The sequence below is a fragment of the Micromonospora sp. NBRC 101691 genome, assembly GCF_030269285.1.
Lineage (GTDB): Bacteria > Actinomycetota > Actinomycetes > Mycobacteriales > Micromonosporaceae > Micromonospora > Micromonospora echinospora.
This window is the reverse complement of sequence record NZ_BSTB01000017.1, coordinates 39,061-58,920: the sequence shown is the minus strand read 5'-3', so window position 1 is coordinate 58,920 and position 19,860 is coordinate 39,061. Positions and strand designations below refer to the sequence as shown.

At 73.8% G+C, this 19,860-nt stretch carries 14 protein-coding genes; 6 read left to right on the top strand and 8 right to left on the bottom strand.

What is annotated here, in order from left to right; genetic code table 11:
- Window positions 1-148: 148 nt before the first annotated feature.
- Together QSK20_RS23465 and QSK20_RS23460 are read left to right on the top strand one after the other, a co-directional pair.
- Complete coding sequence (locus QSK20_RS23465; protein ID WP_285790766.1) at window positions 149-1,147, top strand: acetylxylan esterase; 999 nt, start codon at window positions 149-151, stop codon at window positions 1,145-1,147.
- A gap of 415 nt (window positions 1,148-1,562) precedes the next feature.
- Window positions 1,563-2,984, top strand: coding sequence for a glycoside hydrolase family 10 protein (locus QSK20_RS23460; protein WP_285790765.1), 1,422 nt, complete (start codon window positions 1,563-1,565; stop codon window positions 2,982-2,984).
- Between the two features lie 73 nt (window positions 2,985-3,057).
- Here the strand turns inward: QSK20_RS23460 and QSK20_RS23455 are convergent, their stop codons facing one another.
- The 4 genes from QSK20_RS23455 to QSK20_RS23440 form a co-directional block, all read right to left on the bottom strand.
- Window positions 3,058-4,353, bottom strand: a complete 1,296-nt coding sequence (locus QSK20_RS23455) for an extracellular catalytic domain type 1 short-chain-length polyhydroxyalkanoate depolymerase (RefSeq protein WP_285790764.1) — start codon at window positions 4,351-4,353, stop codon at window positions 3,058-3,060.
- Window positions 4,354-4,577: 224 nt separating this feature from the next.
- Window positions 4,578-7,019, bottom strand: coding sequence for a M14 family metallopeptidase (locus QSK20_RS23450; protein WP_285790763.1), 2,442 nt, complete (start codon window positions 7,017-7,019; stop codon window positions 4,578-4,580).
- A gap of 235 nt (window positions 7,020-7,254) precedes the next feature.
- On the bottom strand, window positions 7,255-9,840 hold the full coding sequence (locus QSK20_RS23445; RefSeq protein ID WP_285790762.1) for a DUF6493 family protein: 2,586 nt from the start codon (window positions 9,838-9,840) through the stop codon (window positions 7,255-7,257).
- Window positions 9,837-11,159, bottom strand: a complete 1,323-nt coding sequence (locus QSK20_RS23440) for an SWIM zinc finger family protein (protein ID WP_285790761.1) — start codon at window positions 11,157-11,159, stop codon at window positions 9,837-9,839. The genes QSK20_RS23445 and QSK20_RS23440 overlap by 4 nt, the downstream gene beginning before the upstream one ends.
- A gap of 137 nt (window positions 11,160-11,296) precedes the next feature.
- Here QSK20_RS23440 and QSK20_RS23435 point away from each other — a divergent pair, with 137 nt between their 5' ends.
- Window positions 11,297-11,962 carry an SMI1/KNR4 family protein gene (locus QSK20_RS23435; RefSeq protein ID WP_285790760.1) on the top strand — a complete coding sequence of 222 codons (666 nt, stop codon included), beginning with the start codon at window positions 11,297-11,299 and terminating at the stop codon, window positions 11,960-11,962.
- A gap of 114 nt (window positions 11,963-12,076) precedes the next feature.
- Here the strand turns inward: QSK20_RS23435 and QSK20_RS23430 are convergent, their stop codons facing one another.
- From QSK20_RS23430 to QSK20_RS23415, 4 genes are read right to left on the bottom strand one after another with little or no spacing between them, the layout of a single operon-like run.
- On the bottom strand, window positions 12,077-13,117 hold the full coding sequence (locus QSK20_RS23430) for an LLM class flavin-dependent oxidoreductase (protein ID WP_285790759.1): 1,041 nt from the start codon (window positions 13,115-13,117) through the stop codon (window positions 12,077-12,079).
- A gap of 39 nt (window positions 13,118-13,156) precedes the next feature.
- Entirely contained in the window at window positions 13,157-14,143 is a 987-nt protein-coding gene (locus tag QSK20_RS23425; RefSeq protein WP_285790758.1) for an alcohol dehydrogenase catalytic domain-containing protein, read from the bottom strand.
- Window positions 14,143-15,363, bottom strand: a complete 1,221-nt coding sequence (locus QSK20_RS23420) for an amidohydrolase family protein (protein ID WP_285790757.1) — start codon at window positions 15,361-15,363, stop codon at window positions 14,143-14,145. Before QSK20_RS23420 ends, QSK20_RS23425 begins: the two co-directional genes overlap by 1 nt.
- Before the next feature lie 2 nt (window positions 15,364-15,365).
- Complete coding sequence (locus tag QSK20_RS23415) at window positions 15,366-16,262, bottom strand: ABC transporter substrate-binding protein (RefSeq protein WP_285790756.1); 897 nt, start codon at window positions 16,260-16,262, stop codon at window positions 15,366-15,368.
- Between the two features lie 204 nt (window positions 16,263-16,466).
- Here QSK20_RS23415 and QSK20_RS23410 point away from each other — a divergent pair, with 204 nt between their 5' ends.
- The 3 genes from QSK20_RS23410 to QSK20_RS23400 all read left to right on the top strand — a co-directional run bounded on the left by QSK20_RS23410 (window position 16,467) and on the right by QSK20_RS23400 (window position 19,836).
- Complete coding sequence (locus tag QSK20_RS23410) at window positions 16,467-18,029, top strand: PucR family transcriptional regulator (protein WP_285790755.1); 1,563 nt, start codon at window positions 16,467-16,469, stop codon at window positions 18,027-18,029.
- A 122-nt stretch (window positions 18,030-18,151) separates the two neighbouring features.
- Window positions 18,152-19,069 carry an amino acid ABC transporter permease gene (locus QSK20_RS23405; protein ID WP_285790754.1) on the top strand — a complete coding sequence of 306 codons (918 nt, stop codon included), beginning with the start codon at window positions 18,152-18,154 and terminating at the stop codon, window positions 19,067-19,069.
- Window positions 19,066-19,836: an amino acid ABC transporter ATP-binding protein gene (locus tag QSK20_RS23400; protein ID WP_285790753.1), complete on the top strand. Its 771-nt coding sequence runs from the start codon at window positions 19,066-19,068 to the stop codon at window positions 19,834-19,836. Before QSK20_RS23405 ends, QSK20_RS23400 begins: the two co-directional genes overlap by 4 nt.
- Window positions 19,837-19,860 lie beyond the last annotated feature (24 nt).

Here is a 19,860-nt window from a genome sequence, read left to right as displayed (position 1 = left end):
ATCGCTCGACAGGCTGCTCAGCCGATAGATGGAGGTCTCCGCACGGCGGGCAATCGTTGGTAGGGTGGGCCGAAATTTTCGGGTGTCGATCGGTGGCCTGTCGACCGGTTTCCCCGCCCGTCCACCCCTCGACCCCCGGGAGGGCGTCGTGCCCCTGTTCGACCTTCCCCTCGACGAGTTGCGCCGGTACGCGCCGGTGGTGGCCGAGCCGGACGACTTCGACGCGTTCTGGCGCACCACGCTGCGGGCGGCGTCGGCCGTCCCGGTGCTCGTCGACGTCCGGGCCGAACCGACCGACCTGCGTCTGGTCGACACCTGGGACGTCACCTTCGCCGGGTTCGGCGGCGACCCGGTCCGGGCCTGGTACACCCGCCCGGCCGGCGTCGACCGTCCGCTGCCCGCCGTGGTGGAGTACCTCGGCTACGGCCGTGGCCGGGGCCTGCCGCACGAACGGCTGACCTGGCCGGTGGCCGGCTACGCCCACCTGCTGATGGACTCCCGGGGCCAGGCCGGCCGCTACGGTGCCGGCGACACCCCCGATCCCCGCGCCGGGGCGCCCGGCGGCCCGTGGCCGGTGACCTGGGGGATCCTGACGCCCGGGGACTACTACTACCGGCGGCTGATCACCGACGCGGTCCGCGCGGTCCAGGCCGTCCGGGCGCTGCCCGGGGTCGATCCCGACCGGGTCGTGGTCGCCGGGAACAGCCAGGGCGGCGGGCTCGCCCTCGCGGTGGCCGGGCTCGTCGACGACCTGGCCGCCGTGCTCACCACGGCGCCCTTCCTCTGCCACGTCCAGCGGGCCATCGAGTTGACCGACGCCTCGCCGTACGGTGAGATCGTCGGCTATCTGGCCGCGAACCGGGGGGTCGAGGAGGCGGTCCGGCGGACCCTGTCCTACGTCGACGGGGTGGCCTTCGCCCGCCGTGCGGTCGCGCCCGCGCAGTTCGGGATCGGCCTGCGGGACACCGTCTGCCCGCCGAGCACCGGCTTCGCCGCCTACAACCAGTACGGCGCCGGCAACGGCCGGTCGACCCCGCCGGTGCGCGAGATCCACGTCTACCCCTTCAACCAGCACGAGGGGGGCGAGGCCGTGCAGCAGCGTCACCAGCTCCGCTGGCTCGCCGCGCAGGTCGACACCGTCGGCTAGGGCGGCCGCCCCGGCCCCGCCGGACCGTCGGCGGCGAACGTCGGCTGGCGGAGGCGCGGCGCGGGGCGGGCGGCACCGGCGTACCGAAACTTTCGGAAACGAATCCGGGAGTCCGGGTGGCCGGCGATCCTCGTCGCGTGACGTCCGATGCCCTGTTCGGATGAGGTGTCGCGGAATCGGCCGGTGCGGCCGAGGCGGTGGGCGGCGCGGCGAGGGCCCTGCCTGGCCGTTGAGGTTTCGGGGCTGTTTCGATAATGTGCGGATGCAGGAGCTTCGATCAACCCATGGTGGTCGAGCAGCCGGACCGGTCGACGTGGCTTCCGGGCGACCACGCCGACGCCGAGCCGGCCGCCATGGTGGGGCAGTGGTCGGGGCGACCTTCCCCATCCGTGCAGCTCAGCGAAAGGCAGCTGTCATGAACGACCTGTTCGCCCGCGACCGCGGGCGTCCGGTTACCGGATCACGGACCCGCGCGGGGTGGTTGTCGGCCGCGCTCGGAGTCGCTCTCGTCGCCACCGCGGTGGTCGTGGCGTCCTCCAGCGCCAGTGCCGGGACCACCCTCGCGACGGCGGCCGGCGAGACGGGCCGCTACTTCGGCACCGCGGTGTCCGCGAACAAGCTCTCCGACTCCGTCTATGTCGGCATCCTCAACCGCGAGTTCAACTCGGTCACGGCGGAGAACGAGATGAAGTGGGACGCGACCGAACCGTCGCAGGGCCAGTTCACCTTCGCCAACGCCGACCGGATCGTCAACCACGCCCGGGCCAACGGGATGATGGTGCGCGGCCACGCCCTGGCCTGGCACTCCCAGCAGCCCGGCTGGGCGCAGAACATGAGCGGGACCGCGTTGCGGTCGGCGATGGTCAACCACATCACCCAGGTGGCCAGCTACTACCGAGGCAAGATCCACTCCTGGGACGTGGTGAACGAGGCGTTCGCCGACGGCAGCACCGGCGCCCGCCGTGACTCCAACCTCCAGCGGACCGGCAACGACTGGATCGAGGTGGCGTTCCGGACCGCGCGGGCCGCAGACCCGACCGCCAAGCTCTGCTACAACGACTACAACACCGACGACTGGACCCACGCCAAGACCCAGGCCGTCTACACCATGGTCCGCGACTTCAAGGCCCGGGGCGTCCCGATCGACTGCGTCGGTCTCCAGTCCCACTTCAACCCCCAGTCGCCGGTGCCGGCGAACTACCAGACGACGCTGTCGAGCTTCGCCGCGCTCGGCGTCGACGTGCAGATCACCGAGTTGGACATCGAGGGCTCGGGGCAGGCGCAGGCCGACAACTACGGCCGGGTGGTCCGGGCCTGCCTGGCCGTGGCCCGGTGCACCGGCATCACCGTCTGGGGCATCCGGGACACCGACTCCTGGCGGGCCAGCGGCACCCCGCTGCTCTTCGACGGCAGCGGCAACAAGAAGCCGGCGTACACCTCGACCCTGAACGCCCTGAACGGTGGCGGCACCACTCCGCCGCCCACCACCCCGCCGCCGACCACGCCCCCGCCGACCACCCCGCCGCCGACGACGCCGCCGCCCGGCGGGGCCTGCGCCGCCACGGTGTCGCTGAACTCGTGGACCGGTGGGTTCGTGGCCACGGTCCGGGTGACCGCCGGTGCCGCCGGCCTCAACGGCTGGACGGTCGCGCTCACCCTGCCGTCGGGCAGCGCGCTGACGAACACCTGGAGCGCGCGGGCCAGCGGCACCGCCGGCGCGTTGACCTTCCGTAACGTCGACTACAACGGCCAGCTGACCCCCGGGGCCAGCACCGAGTTCGGCTTCCAGGGCACCGGTGCCGGCCCGACCGGCACCCCCACCTGCACGGCGGGCTGACCCGCCCGGCCGGTGACGGTACGGCGAGCGGCGGCGGGACACCGGACGGTGTCCCGCCGCTTCTCGTGTCGGCTCAGCCGGTCGAGCAGGTGGTGCCGTTGAGGGCGAACGAGGCGGGCGCGCCGGTGTTGCCGGTGTGGGTGGCCTGGAAACCGATGCTGACCGAGGCGTTCGGGGCGATCGTGCCGTTGTAGGCGACGTTGCGGGCGGTGACCGTTCCGCTCGACGGCGCGTACGTGGCGTTCCACCCGCTGGTCACGGTCTGTCCGGCGGGCAGCGGGAAGGTCAGGTTCCAGCCGTCGATCGTGGTGCCGCCGGTGTTGGTGATGGTGACCGACGCGGTCAGGCCGGTGTTCCAGGAGCTGACCGTGTAACCGATCCGGCAGGTTCCCGGCCCGGGCGGGGGCGTGGTCGGCGGCGGCGTGGTCGGCGGTGCGCTGGTCGGTGGCGTGGTGTCGATGCCGAAGAAGCGGATCGCCTGCGCGGCGTCGACCGGCAGGTTGTGCGACACGCCCTGCATGCTGATCGCCTCGACCGGGGCGGTCGGGCCGGACCCGCCGTACCGGGTGCGGGTGTAGCCGGACTGCGGGCTGTCGGTGTACGTGGGCGTCTGGCTCAACCCGTGCAGGTTGGTCCACTGCTTGATCTGTTCACCGAAGTTGGGGTACCGCAGGGTCTCGTCGTTCGTGCCGTGCCAGGTCTGCATCCTCGGACGCGGGCCGGTGTATCCGGGGTGGGCGTTGCGGACCAGGTCCCCCCACTGCTGGGGCGTCCGGACGATCTGGCCGTTGGCGCACTGGCTGTTCCACTCCGACCCGTCGGTGGTGGCGAAGCAGCCGAACGGCACGCCGGAGAAGGCCGACCCGGCGCTGAACACGTCGGGGTAGAGGCCGAGCAGGACGTTGGTCATCATCGCCCCGGACGAGATGCCGGTGGCGAAGATCCGGGCCGGGTCGACGTCGTACCGCTGCCGGACGTGGTCGACCATGGACATGATGCCCACCGGGTCGCTGCCGCCGTCGCGCCGCAGCGCCTGCGGCGACGACACGTCGAAGCACTTGCTGCTGCGGGTCACCGACGGGTACACCACGATGTAGCCGTACCGGTCGGCGAGCGCGGCGTACTGGGTGCCGGAGTGCATCGCCGGTCCGCTGCCGGTGCAGTAGTGCACCGCGACCACCAGTGCGGGCCGGGGCGCGACGCGGTCCGGGACGTAGAGGTACATGCGGAGGTTGCTGGGGTTGGGCCCGAAGCCGGTCACCTCGGTCAGCGCCGCGGCGGACGCGGGCGCGGGGACCGTCACGGCGGCCAACACGGTGATCGCGGCGGCCACCAGGGCAGCGCCCAGCAGCTTGAATCTCGCCGTCATGGATGGATCCTCCTGAGCATCACTGGATGTGGGGAGGTGCCGATCGGGAACTGCCCGGTGCCCGATCACGTCCGGCTCAGGAACATCTGTCAGTATGGATGGCTGCCGGTCCGGTGGGCAAGCCGGTGGGCACCGGCGTCGCTGACCACGCCCTGATCCCCGGACGCGGCGTGGGGCGGCGGCCAGGTCGGCCACCGCCCCACGTGTTCGTCCGGTCACCCGGGTCAGCCCCGGGGCAGCACCGCCCGGTCCTTGTTGAAGTTGCGACCGTGGCCGTCCGGCCGGTAGTTGCCCTCCACGTTGCCGGCCGCGTCCACCGAGAACCAGTGGACCCGCGTGCCGGCCGGGACGGTCAGCGTCTCCGCCCCCTCCCGGATGCCCGCCGAGGCGTACAGGGTGGACGTGTAGGTCGGCCGGCCGCCGTCGAGGGTGTAGAACACCGCCGCCGGCTCGCTGACCTCGAACCGCACGCTCACCATGCCCGGGGCGGCGTTCGGCGTCACCGCCATCGTGCTCTCCGGCCGGGTGCGGTCCTTGTCGAAGTCACGGGCCACCCGCATCAGCTCGACCAGGCCGTTGGCGTACTCCAGGGTCTGCTCGTGCGCCTCGTCCCAGGCTGGCTGGAAGCTGTTGCCGACCTCGAAGTTCCAGGCGTAGATGCCGTACCGGTACCAGAGCATGTCACCGGAGTTGCCGGCCGCGGAGTAGAGCACGTCGGAGATCGGGCCGGTCCGGGCCGGGGTGACCGCCAGGTTGCGGTGCCGCTTGATGGCGGTGAGGATCCGGGACGAGGCGCCCCAGAAGAACGACTCCTCGGCCAGCGTCGGACGCGGCGCGGAGACCCGGTCCGGCAGCGAGTACGCGCCGGGCGACCACATGAAGTAGTTGCCGGAGGAGTGCAGGTTCATCGAGAACCTGATGTTCCCGCGCCGCGCCAGCCAGTCCAGGTTCCGGTTCTCCGGCTCGGACAGCTCCGACGGCCCGGCGTAGCTGCCGCTGGTGCAGCTCGTCGACGCGCCCGCGTAGCCGTCGAAGAGGCTGTACTCGGTGTAGTTACGGTTGTTGTCCACGCCCCAGGAGTTGCGGGCCAGGGCGTCGGCCGCGTCCCCGGTCGGACAGTGGTTGGTCATGCTCTTGCGCTGCGAGGCGAAGTCGTAGAAGGAGTAGTGCCCGCCGTCCGGGTTGATCGACGGGGCGATCCAGATGTCCAGGGTGTCCAGCAACTGCCGGGTCTGCCGGTCGTGCGCGTAGTTGCGCAGCAGCCGTTCGGCGGTCTCGATGGTCACCAGCGGGGGCACCCACTCGCGAGCGTGTTCCTGGGCGTATGCCAGTACACCGGTGCGGGAGCCGTCCCGGTGCTTGCCGATCCGGATCGCGTACACCGGGTGCGGGTCGCGGGACACGCTCGCCGGCGCCTTGAGGTTGTCGGTCAACGGTGTCCGGGCGACCGGGGCGACCACTCCGGCACCGGCGTCACCCCGGTAGGTGTAGGCCCGGACCAGGGTGCCGGCGCGCGCGTTGAGTGCCGCGACCACCTCGGCGGCGGTGCTGGTGACCGCCCCGGCGGCGTCGGTGGCCAGCTCGACCCGGACCGCCGGACCGGTGACGGTCACGGTGAGCGGCCGGTCGGCGGCACCCGGGTCGGCCAGCTCCACGGAGATGTCGTTGCCGCCCTGGTGGCCCCAGGCGAGCGAGTCGACCGCGACCCGGCTGGCGGCGGCGCTGCCGCCGAGCACCACCTGCGCCTTGCGCCGGTACCCGTTCGTCTTGTACGGCAGCTCGACCACCTCGGCCAGCCTCGGGTGGTCGGCGGCGAGCTGCCGGATCCGCGCGTACAGCTCGGTCGGGGTCAGGTAGCTGGTGACGAAGTCCTTCTGGTAGCCCGGCCCCTCCGGATCGTCGTCCGGGACGGGCAGCCACTCGGTGACCTCGGCGACCGCCACGTCCCCGGTCGGGCTGGTCACCTGGATCCGGTGCGGCCGGGCGGTGACCGTGGCCGCGCCCCGGTGGTACAGGTACACCCCGGCGTCGACGAACCGGGAGATGGTCTGGGTGCCGCCGGAGCCGATCTCCGTGCCGGGGCCGCTGTCCCGGGCCACGGTCAGCGCGTCGCTGGCGGTCTGCCCCTGACCCCACTTCGCCTCGACCGAGAGCACCTGGTCGGTGCCGGAGGTGTAGTAGTCGGCCCGGATGATCCGGACGTCCGACGCGGTCGCCGACGGGGCGAGGCTCGCGGAGAACCGGCGGTTGTCGGCCCGGTGCCCGGCGATCGTCGCCTCCCGTTCGGCGATCCGCTGCGCGGAGTCGGCCGGGTCGTGCAGGGTCGCGCCGATCCGGTAGCCCATCCGCCGCAGCGCGGCGGTCTCGGTCGGGGTCACCACGGCGTGCACCACGATCCCGGTTCCGGTGCGGGTGACGTGGTGGTCGAGGTCGACGCCGGTGGCCACCAGTTCGTCCAGGGCGGCCTGGTCGGCGAGGAACACCTCCACCACGGACGCCTGCTCGTCGGCGGGACGGTCGAGGGCGGCGGGCGCGTCGGCGCGGGTACCGCCGGCCGGGGTGCCGCTGACCGCCGTGGCCGGGCTGGCCAGCATGAGCAGGGCGGCGCCGGCGGCGGTCGCCACGGGGAACCGTCGTCGCCAGCGGGAGGGAACGGGTCGGGGCATCTGTCGCCGCCTTTCGCGTCGGACGGGAGCGGGCGATCCGGCACAGCTGGTACGGGCGTGGACCCGGCGGTGGCTGGCGGGAGGGTCGGCGCACCGCTGGTCCCGGAACCGGTCGGGGGTGGACGATCGGTGCGCCCATCCTGGTCGGAGCGGGTACGCATGTCAATGGAACGGGCACCCGGTCCGATCCGGGGAGTGTGGGCCGCCCGTGCGCCGGGCGGCCCGTCGTCGCGGGTTACCGGGCGAGCGCCTCGGCGAGCCGTCGCGCCTCGCGGACCAGTCGGCTCGAACCACCCCGTCCGGCGACCTCGGCCAGCCCCGGCACCTCGATCCGCACACCGGTGCGGGTGGCCGTCTCGGCCGCCAGGCTCAGCAGGTCCGGGGTGCCCCGGGGCGCGGTCGGCGCGGCGAGCAGCGCCGGCAGGGCGGCGGCGAGCAGCCGCCACGTGCTCAGCGGGGCGCCGGCGGTGGCCGCGTCCCGCAGCGGGGACACCGCCCGGGTGGGCAGCACGTTGCCGTCGGTGACCAGCGTGCCGAGGTGGCCGCCGACCGCCGGGGCGTCCAGGGTGCCGGCGGCGGCGAGCATGAGGAGGGCGTCGAGGGTGGCGATCCGGTCGGCCTCGTGCCGGGCCCCCAGTCCGTACGCCAGGGCCAGGTCGAGGGCGGGGCCACCCGCGCCGCCGCTCTCGGCGAGCACCGGCAGGACCGCCGTGGCCCCCCGGACGTCCTGGTCGGCGGCGCCGGCGACCTCGGGCAGCGCGTGCGCCGCCACCACACCCGGATGCCAGGGCAGCGCCGACGCCCAGAACGCCGCCCGGTCGCCCTGGTTGCCGCCGAGGGGCACGGGCGGCACGGTGAGCAGCCCGAACCGGTCGGCGTACCCCTCGGGCGGGGTGAGCCGTACCTGCCGCCGCCGCTCGGGCAACTGGTCGTACTCCCAGTCGGTAGACCATTTCCGGACGGGCTTGCGGCGCTCCCGTCGGGGCACGGTGAGGACCTCGGTGACCGGAGCGGGCAGTCCACCGTCGCGCAGCCAGGTGGCGAGCCGGTCACCGGCCGGGCTGCGCAGCGCCCGCGCCTTCGCGGCGAGCGGCTCGTCGGGCCCGGGGGGCAGCCGCAGCAACGCCTGGGTGAGGTCCCACCGCCACGGGCCGTCCGAGCCGAGGCGGGCGATCCGCTCGTAGAGGGCCATCGGGTCGACGGCCCCGGTGGCCGAGGTCGGCATGGCGAGCAGCCCCGGGTAGGCGGACTCGCCGATCCGCATGCCGACCTCGGCGATCCGGGCCCGCCACAGCCGGTGCAGGGCGGGCACCCGGGCCGGGGCGGGACTGTCCAGGTCCGGCTCGGGCGTCCGGCCGACCGCGGCCGTCAGCGCCTGCCACCGGCCACGCCGGTCGGGGGACCGCGCCGGGTCGGCGGCCGTGTACAGCACCCCGCCGACCAGCTCGCAGATGCAGCACGGGTCCCACCGGTGCTCGTACATGCGGTGCCGGTGCCGGTCCAGCACCGGGACCAGCGCCCGGTGCAGGGTGGGCCGGTCGGTGCCGGCCAGGCGGACCACCCCGTCGAGCACCCGGTCCAGTGGCAGGGCCTCCGTCCTGCCGTCCAGCAGGGCCCCGACCTCCTCGGCCAACTCGTCCGGGTCGGTGATCGGCGGCGGCGCGGGCAGCGGTCCGGCCGGCGGCGGCAGTTCGTCCCCGACGACGGTGACCACGGCCGGCGCGGGCGCGTGGCCGTGCCGGGCGGTCAGCGTGGCGACCCGGTCCCGGATGTCGGCGGCGGGGTGGTCGAGCGCCTCCGCGATCACCTCGGCGATCTCGGCGGCCCGGTCCGGCAGCCGGCGGGCGAGCCGGTCGAGCCAGCTCAGCTGGGCCTTCACCAGGGCCTTGTCCGGCCGGGCCAGCACCGCCCGGGACGCGTCGAGCACGTCCTCGATCGCTGCGCCGTCCCACTGCCGCAGCGCCTTCTGGGCCATCGTCGCGACCGGCGCCGGGGCGTCCGCGAGTAGCCGCAGGTAGCCGGCGGCCCGGTCGGCCACCTCCGCCCCGGTCGGGGCGAGCTGGTCGAGCAGGGCGGTGAAGGCGCGCAGCGCCGCCGGCCGGTCGTCGCGCAGCAGCCGACTGAGGCACCCGTCGAGCAGGACCGCCCGGTCCAGTCGGCCGGTGCCGGCGAGCGCTGCCAGCGCCCGGGGCAGGGCCATCTTCTCCCGGCTCTCCGGGTCGTCCCTGTCCTGGGACCAGAGGGCGTCGAACGACATGTTCACACCGATGCCGTCGACCTCGAAGAGGCGGGGCAGCAGAGCGTCGAGGAACGGGTCGGCGGCCAGCCGCTCCACCAGCGGGACGCCCCGCTGCCGCTGCTCCCGTGGCCAGGCCAGGTGCCGTACCCATCCGGTGACGAAGAGGTCCCCGGTCGGCGGCGGGGCCTGCTCGGCGGTGAGCAGCCCGCCGATGAACTCCCACCCGTCGTCCGGATCGGTGCGTGGCAACTTGTCCGCCAGGCGGTACGCCAGGTCGGCCAGCCAGGTCACGCCCCGCTCCCGCGCCACCTCGACCACCAGCCTGGTCTGCACCGCGCGCAGCGAGACCGACCGCCGGCCGAGCAGTTGGGCGGCCTGGGCGGCGCTGGGCAGACAGCCCACCGCCACCACCGCCAGGGCGGTGGCCCGGCCCTCCCAGAACCAGGGGTTCTCCTGTCCACGGATGTGGACCAGCAGGGCCTTCGCCATGTCGCGGCGCTGCTCGTCGGTGAGTCCGGTGACCGCCACCTTCGCGGCCCGGACGCCCCCGGTCTTCAGGTAGTCGAAGCGTCCGTCGGTCACGCCGACACCTCCACCATGGACACGGCGAGCGCGTGCTTGCACGGTCCCCGTTCGCCCCGGTGCCGGCTCCACCACCGGCAGGTGCAGGTGTACCCACCGTCGGGGAGGCGACGGACCCGGTAGACCTCGGTGCCGTGGCTGACCGTGGCGACGTCCCCGTCCCGGCCCACCGCCCCGGCCTCCACCAGCGCCCGCGCCCCGACCAGCCGGGGATTGTCCCGCTCGGCCCGGCCGGCGTCGTACGGCAGCACCCGGTGGAAGTACGCCTGCTCGGCCACGTCGTACCCGACCCGGCCGGCGGTGCCCAACTGCACCAGGGCGGCCCGGACCCGCTCGTCGGTCAGGCCCGCCTGCGCGGCCAACGTCGGCACGTCGATCGTCGGATCCCAGGACAGCAGCACGCTGACCAGCGCGGCGTCGTCGGTGACGTCGTCGGAGGCCAGGGACGCCAGGACGCCGCCCTCGCCGGAGAACCCCCGGTACGGTTCCGGGGACAGGGTCAGCGACAGCCGCATCCCGCCGGTGTCCAGCTCCCAGACGCTCGCCGCCGCCGGTGACCCGGCGCCCACCGCCGGTCCGTACACGCGCAGCGTCGTGGCGAAGCGCAGCAGTCCGCGCAGCGCGGCCAGCCGACCGGCCCCGGCCAGGCAGATCGCCCCCGGCCCGGGGCGGGAGGTCAGCCGTAGCGTCCGGCCCGCCGGCACCGCCCAGAGCACCGACCGGTCACCGGCGGACGGCAGCCGGCGCAGGAACGCCGCCGCCTCGGTCGCCGGGACCTCGGCGCGCAGGGTCATCTCGGCGGCCAGCACGTGCACCTCGGCGAAGCCGCGCAGCCAGCGGGCCGGCAGCGGCACCTTCTTCTCCACCACCGGACCGTCCATGGTCGACACGGTGAGGTCGTCCGGGCCGACCGACAGGTGCAGCGGGTCGAGGCCGCCGACCCGGGCCAGCGCCTCCCGCAGCGGCGCGTTGACGTCCACGTTGGTGGTGCCGTGCTCGACGACGTCGCCGTCGAAGCCGGCGGGGGAGACGTCGAGGCGCGCGTACACCCCGCAGCAGCCGGAGAAGGACTCGAACCGCAGCCGGTCCCGGCTGCCGGTGACCACCGGGTCCAGGCTCGCCGGGTTGACCGGCTGGTGGTAGCGGGTGCGGGCGACCTCGGCGACCGCCAGCAGCCCGGACGCGGCGGCCCGGGGCGCGGTGAGGAAGCCGACGAAGAAGCGGGGGTTCGCCGAGGGGCCGCCGCTGGTCTGCAGGGCCAGGTCACCGTCGCTCAGGGCGGACGGCCGGAGGTAGCGGTAGGTCTGAAGCGCGTTCACGAGCGCACACCGTACGGGTGGCCACCGACACCTCCGCAGGGGCCGGGCCGCAGGTCACCACCGCGCGCCGACCGGCCCGATCCGGCGTACGGGTGGGCCGGCGGACGCTGTCGGCGGCCACCGGTACGGTGCCGGCCATGACTGACGACTGGTCCGACGTACCGCCCCGACTCGCCCGGCTGGCCGCCGACCCGCAGGCCGGGGAGGTCTTCGGCGCCGACGAGCACGGGTTCGTCCTCGAACCGCCGCTGTCCGAGGCGGAGCTGGCGGAACTGGAGGGACAACTGCGGCTGGAGCTGCCCGCCGAGTACCGGTCGTTCCTGCTGACGGCGGGCCGTGGCGGTGCCGGTCCGGCGTACGGACTCTTCCCGCTGCGCCGGACCGGGCCGGGGTGGCGGTGGGAGGGCGACGGGGCCGACCTGACCGACCTGGACACCCTCGGCCAGCCCTTCGCGCACACCGAGGCGTTCAACCCGGCCGACGACCTGCCCCCGCAGCCCGACGAGGACGACTTCGACTCGCCCGAGGCGTTGGAGGCCGCCGAGGACGCCTACCAGGAGTTGTACGACTCGGCGGTCTACACCGACGCGCACTCCGTCGGCCTGCTCTACCTCTGTCACCTCGGGTGCGCTCTGCGGGAGGCGCTGGTGGTCAGCGGCCCGGCCCGCGGGCAGATGTGGGCCGACGACAGGGCCGAAGGGGGCGGTCTCCGGCCGCTCCTCGACGAGGACGGCACGCCGCTGGGCTTCGCCCGCTGGTACCGGCGCTGGCTGGACTCCTGCCCCACGCCGGTCACCCGCTGAGTCGGCGCGACCGGTGCTGGTCGGCGACGTGCCCCGCGCCGCCGGTCGGCTCTGTGCCGGCCACCCCGCCGGTCGGCTCTGTGCCGGTCACCCCGCCGGTCGGCTCTGTGCCGGTCACCCCACCCCGGGGTGGCCGAAGGTGCGCAACAGCCGGTCGAGCTGGTGCGGCGCGGCCGGGCGGACCAGTGGCAGGGTGACCCCGGCCTGCCGGTACGCGGCGATCCGGGCCCGCACGTCGTCGGCGGTGCCGGTGGCGGTCAACGAGGTGACGTACCGCTCGGGCAGGATCTCCTGGAGCGCGGCCTTGCCGCCCCGGGCGAAGGCGTCGGCGAACCGGGGCAGGTCGTCCGGGTCGATGGTCGGTTCGCCCACCGACATCTTGGCCTTCGGCGTGGACGCGTAGGTGAACTTGGTCGCGACTTCCCAGCGGATCGCGGCGACGGCGGTCTCCCGGTCGTCCTCGATGGAGGTGTTGACCAACTGCGCCACGGTCAGCTCGGCCGGGTCCCGGTCGATCTTCTCGCAGCTGCGCCGGAGCAGCTCGACCGCGTTGGCCGAGTACTCGGGGGACGTCCCGGCGTCGAGCAGCACGCCGTCGCCGAGCGCCGCCGCGTTGACCAGCCCCCGGCGGCTGGCGGCGGCGATCCAGATCGGGATGTCCGGCCGGAGCGGGGTGAAGTTCAGGCCCACGTCGTCGAGCTGCACCACCTCGCCCCGGTAGGTGACCCGTTCCCCGGTGAGCAGCGCCCGGATCGACTCGACGTACTCGCGCAGGGTGGTGACCGGGTCCGTCAACGGCCGGCCGTTGCGGGCGGCGTGCTTGGCGGTGAACGCCCCGACGACCAGGACGAGCCGCCCGCCGCTCAGCTCGTCGAGGGTGGCCGCCGTCTGCGCCATCACCAGCGGGCTGCGCAGCCGGACCACCTGGGTGGTGCCGAGGGTGACCCGTTCGGTGGCCAGTCCGAACGCGGCGAGGGCGCTGACCGAGTCGCGGTTGGTGAAGAGCGTCTCGGAGAAGAAGGCGGTGTCGAAACCGGCCCGCTCGGCGGCGGCGGCCGAGTCGGCCATCTGCCGGACGGACACCCCCGGGTCGTAGCCGAGCGCCAGTCCGACGCGTTCCGGGGCGGGACTCGGGGCGGGTGCGGTCGGGGTCACGGCAACTCCAGGGGGCTGAGGGCGGATCGGGGAGCGGGGTCAGCGGGTGAGATCGAGCACGATCTTGCCGAGCAGGCCACCGCGTTCCAGGTGTTCCAGGGCGGCGGTGACCCCGGCCGCCGGGTACGCGGCGGCGAGCACCGGGCGGAGCGCGTCCGGTGCCGCCCACGGCCCGCAGCGCCGCACGTCGGCGATGACGGCGGCCTTCTCGGCGGCCGGCAGGCTGCGGATCGACCCGCCGGTCAGCACGAGCCGACGCCGGATCACGGTGCGCAGGCTGAGGGCGACCTCGTCGCCGCTGAGCACGCCGACGCAGAGCCACCGGCCGCCGGTGCGCAGCCCGGTCAGGGTGAGACCGGCGACTGCCGCGCCGACCAGGTCGAGCACGATGTCGAAGCCCTCCGGAGCCTGCTCCCGCAGGGTCCGCTCCGCGCCGGGCGCCGTGGACACCACCACCGGGTCGGCGCCGAGGACCCGGACCCGTTCGGCCAGCGCGGCGGTGCGGACCGTACCGGCGACGCTCGCGCCGAGCGCCCGGGCCAGGCGGACGGCCATGGTGCCCACGCCGGAGTTGGCCGCGTGCACCAGCACCCGGTCGCCGGGGCGCAGGCCGCCGAGCGTCCGCAGGTTCCACCAGGCGGTGGCCAGGGCCTCCGGCAGCGCGGCGGCCTCGGTCATGCTCCACCCGTCGGGCACCGTCAGCACCTGGGCCCGTGGCGCGACGACGTGGGTGGCGTACCCGCCGCTGCCGAGCAGGGCGCAGACCCGGTCACCGATCCGCAGGTCGGTGACCCCGCTGCCCAGCGCGACGATCCGACCGGCGCACTCCAGCCCCGGCACCGCCGACTCGCCGGCCGGCGGCCGGTAGTCGGCGTCGCGTTGCAGCAGGTCGGCGCGGTTGAGCCCGGCGGCGTGCACCTCGATCAGCACCTGGTCGGGGCCGGGCGTCGGGGTGGAAGCGTCGATCCAGACCGGCACCGGCGGCCCGGCGGACGCCGGCGGGTCCTGGAAGAGCACGTGTCGCATCAGCGGCTCCCGGTGTCCGGGCCCGCGCCGGTGGCGACCTCGCCCGGCGACGGACGGAACGGGGCGGGGGTGACCGCCCGGCCGTCCCGGACCAGTTCGGCGCCGTCCCGGAACACCCGGCGGACCCGCAACTGCGGGTCGAGCACGACGACGTCGGCCGGTACGCCGGGCCGCAGCGTGCCGGCACCGGTCAGGCCGAGCGCGGTGGCGGGGTTCCGGGTCACCAGGGCCAGGGCGCGGGGCAGGTCGAGGGTGCCGGTGTCGACAAGCGCCCGGACGGTCGGCAGCAGCTCCACCCGGTAGGCGAACTCCTCCCGGGTGCCGTCCGGCAGCGTCCGGGGCACCGAGGCGTTCCCGTCGCTGCTGAGGGTGAGCCGGTCGGCCGGCACCCCTCGGGCGAGCAGTTCCGCGACCGCGTCGACCGGGGCCACCGCACCGGCGATGCGGGCCGGGTTGATCAGCGGGTTGACGTCGACCCAGGAACCGGCGGCACCGATCCGGGCGGCCAGGTCGAGTGTGCCGGGGCTGTAGTTGGCATGGGTCACCTGGAGCCGGCGCGGGTTTGCGCCGGAGGCGTCCAGCGCCCGGGGGAGCAGGTCCGGGTCGCCGCCTGCGGTGCCGAGGTGTACGTGCAGCAGGGCCGCCCGGCCGGTGGCCCCGGCCGCCCACTCCAGCTCCCGCAGCAGCCGGGTGAGGTCGGCGAGGTCCGGGCAGGTGGCCTTGTGCTCGTACAGGGCGATCTTGACGCCGACCAGGTGTGGCAGCAGGTAGAGGTCCCGCAGCAGGGACCCGGTCAGGGTGGGCGGCGGCCAGTGGAACCCGCCGGCCATCACCCAGGCGCGTGGGCCGGCGACCGGCAGGGCGTACGCCCGGGCGAGCAGCGTCTCCGGCCCCTTGCTGACCGGGTCGACGCCGGGCATCCCGACGCAGGTGGTGGTGCCGGCCTCGACGATCACGTCGGCCGGCAGCTCCGGGATCCGGGAGTGGTATCCCGCGCCGCCGCCGCCACCGACGATGTGCAGGTGCCCGTCGACCAGCCCGGGCACCACCAGCAGGCCGGCGCAGTCGTACACCGCGTCCGGCGACCCGACCGGCGGCCCGCCGGTCGGGTCGCCGGACGCCGTCACCGCGAGGACGTCACGTCCACCGACGACCACGTCGGCGGTGCCGGCCGGCTGCGGGGTGAACACGGTGCCGCCGCGCAGGACGGTGACGGTCACGGTCAGGCCACCGGCTGGCCGTTGACGGTCACCGCCGGACGCAGGATGTCCGACAGGCCCCACTTCTCGCCGATCTTGGCGTAGGTGCCGTCCTCGATCAGCGCCTTGAGCGCCGCCGCCACCGCGTCGCGCAACTGCGTCTGCTTCTTGCTGACGCCGATGCCGACCGGGATCTCCGCGATCGGCTTGCCGATGAGCGCGTACTTGCCGGGTTCCTGCTCCTTCGTGACGTACCGGATGGACTCCGCGCCCCGGATGCTCACGTCGGCGCGGTCCTGCTGCAACTGCAACAGCGCGTCGGCCGTGCCGTTCGTGGTCAGTTCCTGGACCGGTGGCTTGCCGGCGGCGGCACAGACCCGGGTGTTGAAGTCGGTGAGCGCCGCCCGGTAGCCGGTGTCGCCGCTGTCCACCGCCACCTTGTGCCCGCAGACGTCGGCCTCGGTCGGGAACTGGCCGGCCCGGTCGGCGCGGGTGAACAGCTGCGGCCCGGTGGTGTAGTAGTCGACGAAGTCGACCGTCTCCCGGCGGGACTCCAGATCCTGCATGGCGGACTGCACCAGGTCGATCCGACCGGTGGCCAGGGACGGGATGTACTGCTCGTACTCCTGGGTGACGAACGTGACGGTGACGCCGAGCTTCTCGCCGATGGCCCGGGCCAGGTCGACGTCGAAACCCTGCCGCTTCTCCCGGTCCTCGGTGCCCTCCGGCAGGTAGGACATCGGGGGATAGACCGGGCTGTTGCCGACGTTGAGCCGACCGGCTTTGCGGACCGACTCGGGGAGCATCGCGTTGAGCGGGTTGTCCGACGACGCGGTGGCCGCCGGCTCCTCCGTGCCGCCGCAACCGGCGAGGAGCGCCGCCGCGACCGCCACGCTCACCCATGTGGCTGACTTCTTCACACCTGTCTCCTCCGGGTTCGCGGGTGATGGCGCACCCCACACCCCGCCTGACCGTCGCCGGTGATCGGCTGACGTTGCCCCAGTGTTCAAGCGACCGCGGGGCTGTCGGAAGGCGACCTATTGTCACGTCGCCGCAGGTCGGACTGTACTTCATGTCGAAGACAGGCCGTCCAATCATGATCGACGACAGGGGGGTGGGGGCCGATGGCGGTGACCGTCGCGCAGGTTCTCGCGCTGCCGGAACTGCGGCTGCGGATGGTGGCCGGCGGCACCGGCGTGGGCAACGAGGTGCGGTGGGTGCACGTCAGCGAGACGGTGGACCCGACCCCCTGGTTGCGCGGTGGGGAACTCCTGCTCACCACCGGTATGCGGATCACCGACCCGGCGGAGTTCGGGCCGTACCTGCACCGCCTCGCCGACGCCGGGCTGGCCGGACTCGGCTTCGGGGTCGGACTCGACCACCCCGACGTCCCCGAACCGCTGCGGGCCGCCGCCGAGGAACGCGGCCTGCCCGTGCTGGAGATCCCGGTCGACGCGCCCTACGTGGCGATCTCCGAGGGCGTGTCCAACCTGCTCGCCGCCGAGCGCTACGACACCATCGCCCGCGCCTTCGACGCCCAGCAGACGCTGACCGCCGCCGCGTTGGAGTCCGGACGGGGCGGCATCGTCACCGCGATCTCCCGGGCGGTCGACGGCTGGGCCGTGCTCACCGACACGGCGGCGACCGTCGTCCGGGCCTGGCCGCCGGAGGCCGGCGAGCGGCTGCCCGCCCTGCTCCCGGACCTCATGCGCACCCGGGAACGGGGCATCCGGGCGAGCAGCGCGGTGGTCACCCCGCGCGAGTCCATCGCGATCCACACTCTCGGCGCCCGGGGCCGGATGCGCGGCTTCCTGGTCGCCGGGGTGCCGGGTCGGGCCAGCGACTACAGCCGGATGGTGCTGGCCGGCGGGGTGGCCCTGCTGTCGCTCGAGATGGAACGGTCGCAGGCGGCCAGCCGGCAACTGCGCCGGTTGCGCGCCGACACCCTGCTCCAACTGCTCCGTGGCGCGATCGCGCCGACGGTGGCCCACCAGCACGTCACCGGCTGGGACCTCGACCCCACGGCCCTGCGGGTCGCCACGTACCTCTGTGACGCGAGCCGGGGCGACCCCCTGGGCGACCGGGTGAACGAGCTGATGAGCGAGGCCAACCTGCCCGGCGCGGTGGTGGTCCAGACCACCGGCCGGCAGGCCCGGGTCACCGTGCTCACCGACGACTCGGACCGCACCGCCCGCGCCCTCGCCCGACTGGCCTCGGTCCGTCCCACCGTCGCGCTCGGTCTGGGCGACGTGGTGCCCGTCGAACGCGTCACGCACTCGCACCGCGCGGCCAGTCACGCCGCCGAGGTCGGCCAGGCCGAACGGCGGGCGGTGACCCGCTTCGACGACCTGGAAGCCCTCCAGATGCTGTTCCACGCCCAGTCACCCCAGGCGCTCGCGGGCTTCGTCCGCCGGGTGCTCGGCCCGCTCCAGCAACACGACGGCGGCCGGGACGGGACCCTGCTGGGCACCCTGCGCGCGTTCCTTGCGCACAACGGGCACTGGAACGAGACCGCCGCCGAACTCGGCATCCACCGGCACACCCTGCGGGCCCGGATCGAGCGCATCGAGCGGATCACCGGCCGCGACCTCGCCTCCGCCTACGAACGCATGGAGCTGTGGCTCGCCCTGCTCGCCGACGGTGCCGCCGACCCGGACGACACCCCACCACCACCGGACCGGACGTAGCGCCGCCCCGGCACCCGGTAGGACAGGAAGTCCTGGTCAGGGCGTTCCCACTGGACCTCCTGTCGGGTACCGCACCCCGTCGTCGCCGGTGAGACTCGGCGAAAGTACCGACGGGAGGCACCATGACCAGCACGGACCGGGGTGGAACCGCCACCTCGCCGGCACCGGGACCGGGACAACTCGCCGGCCTGCCCCGGGTGCCGCTACGGCACCACGGCCGCTGGATCTCGGCGGCGCTGGTGATCGTCCTGCTCGCGCTGCTCGCCCGGGCCTTCGCCCAGGGCAGCATCGAGTGGCCGGTGGTCGGCCGGTACCTGACCGCCGGGGCGATCCTGCACGGACTGGGCAACACCATCGTGATCACGCTCTGCTCGATGGCGCTGGCCATCGTCCTCGGCGTCGTGGTCGCGGTGATGCGGATGTCGGCCAACCCGGTGACCCGGACGGTCGCCTTCGGCTACATCTGGCTGTTCCGGGGCGTACCGGTGCTGCTGCAACTGCTGATCTGGTACAACCTGGCGCTGGTCTTCCCGACCATCGGGTTCGGCGGTTTCCAGGCCCGCACCATCGACGTGATGACGCCCTTCGTGGCGGCCCTGCTCGGGCTGGGCATCAACATGAGCGCGTACACCGCCGAACTCGTCCGCGCCGGCATCCTGGCGGTCGACCGGGGTCAGATCGAGGCCGCCCAGGCGCTCAGTCTCACCCCGGGGCAGATCCGCCGCCGGGTGGTCCTGCCCCAGGCGATGCGGGTGATCGTCCCGCCGCTGGGCAACGAGTTCATCAGCACGCTGAAGATGTCCTCGCTCGCCGCAGTGATCACCTACGGCGAGATCCTGGAGAGCGCCGAGTTCATCTACTACGCCAACAACCGGGTCATCGAACTGCTCATCGTCGCGGCGATCTGGTACCTGGTGGTCGTCTCGGTGCTCAGCGTGATCCAACACTTCGTCGAACGACGGTTCGGCCGGGGCTTCCAGCACACCACCCGTCGGGCCGCCCGCGCCCTCGCGCGCCGAGAGAAGGAGAACGAGGCGTGACCGGCACACCCGTCGTCCAGGCCATCGGAATCCACAAGTCGTTCGGACCGGTCCACGTGCTGCGTGGGGTGTCCCTGACCGTGCACGCCGGGGAGGTGCTCTGCGTGATGGGGCCGTCCGGGTCGGGCAAGAGCACCTTCCTGCGCTGCGTCAACCAACTCGAACGCATCGACGACGGTGAGCTGTGGGTCCGCGACGACCTGGTCGGCCACCGGGTGCGCCAGGGCCGGCTGTACGAGCTGAACGAGCGGGAGATCGCCCGGCAGCGGCGCGGGATCGGCATGGTCTTCCAGCGGTTCAACCTCTTCCCGCACATGACCGCGCTCGGCAACGTGGTCGAGGGGCCGCTACGCGCCCTGCGGCACAACCGCGCCGACGCCACCGCCGCCGCCCGCCGGCTGCTCGACCGGGTGGGTCTCAGCGACAAGTACGACGCGTACCCGGCGCAGCTCAGCGGCGGACAGCAGCAGCGGGTCGCGATCGCCCGGGCGCTGGCCATGCAGCCGTACCTCATGCTCTTCGACGAGCCCACCTCCGCCCTCGACCCGGAACTGGTCGGTGAGGTGCTCGACGTGATGAGGACCCTCGCCGCCGACGGCATGACCATGGTCGTCGTCACCCACGAGATCGGTTTCGCCCGCGAGGTCGGCGACACACTCGTCTTCATGGACGACGGCGTCGTCGTGGAGAGCGGCCCGCCGGCCGACGTGCTCGGCGCCCCCCAGCACCCCCGGACCCGGGAGTTCGTCTCCCGTGTCCTCGGCTGAACCCACCCACCACCGTCGTTCGCA

What these genes read in the sequence shown, in the direction of transcription:
- QSK20_RS23450 (WP_285790763.1), bottom strand. Translation starts at nt 7,019, where the DNA reads ATGCCCCGACCCGTTCCCTCCCGCTGGCGACGACGGTTCCCCGTGGCG.
- QSK20_RS23425 (WP_285790758.1), bottom strand. Translation starts at nt 14,143, where the DNA reads ATGCGACACGTGCTCTTCCAGGACCCGCCGGCGTCCGCCGGGCCGCCG.
- QSK20_RS23435 (WP_285790760.1), top strand. Translation starts at nt 11,297, where the DNA reads ATGACTGACGACTGGTCCGACGTACCGCCCCGACTCGCCCGGCTGGCC.
- QSK20_RS23410 (WP_285790755.1), top strand. Translation starts at nt 16,467, where the DNA reads ATGGCGGTGACCGTCGCGCAGGTTCTCGCGCTGCCGGAACTGCGGCTG.
- QSK20_RS23460 (WP_285790765.1), top strand. Translation starts at nt 1,563, where the DNA reads ATGAACGACCTGTTCGCCCGCGACCGCGGGCGTCCGGTTACCGGATCA.
- QSK20_RS23405 (WP_285790754.1), top strand. Translation starts at nt 18,152, where the DNA reads ATGACCAGCACGGACCGGGGTGGAACCGCCACCTCGCCGGCACCGGGA.
- QSK20_RS23455 (WP_285790764.1), bottom strand. Translation starts at nt 4,353, where the DNA reads ATGACGGCGAGATTCAAGCTGCTGGGCGCTGCCCTGGTGGCCGCCGCG.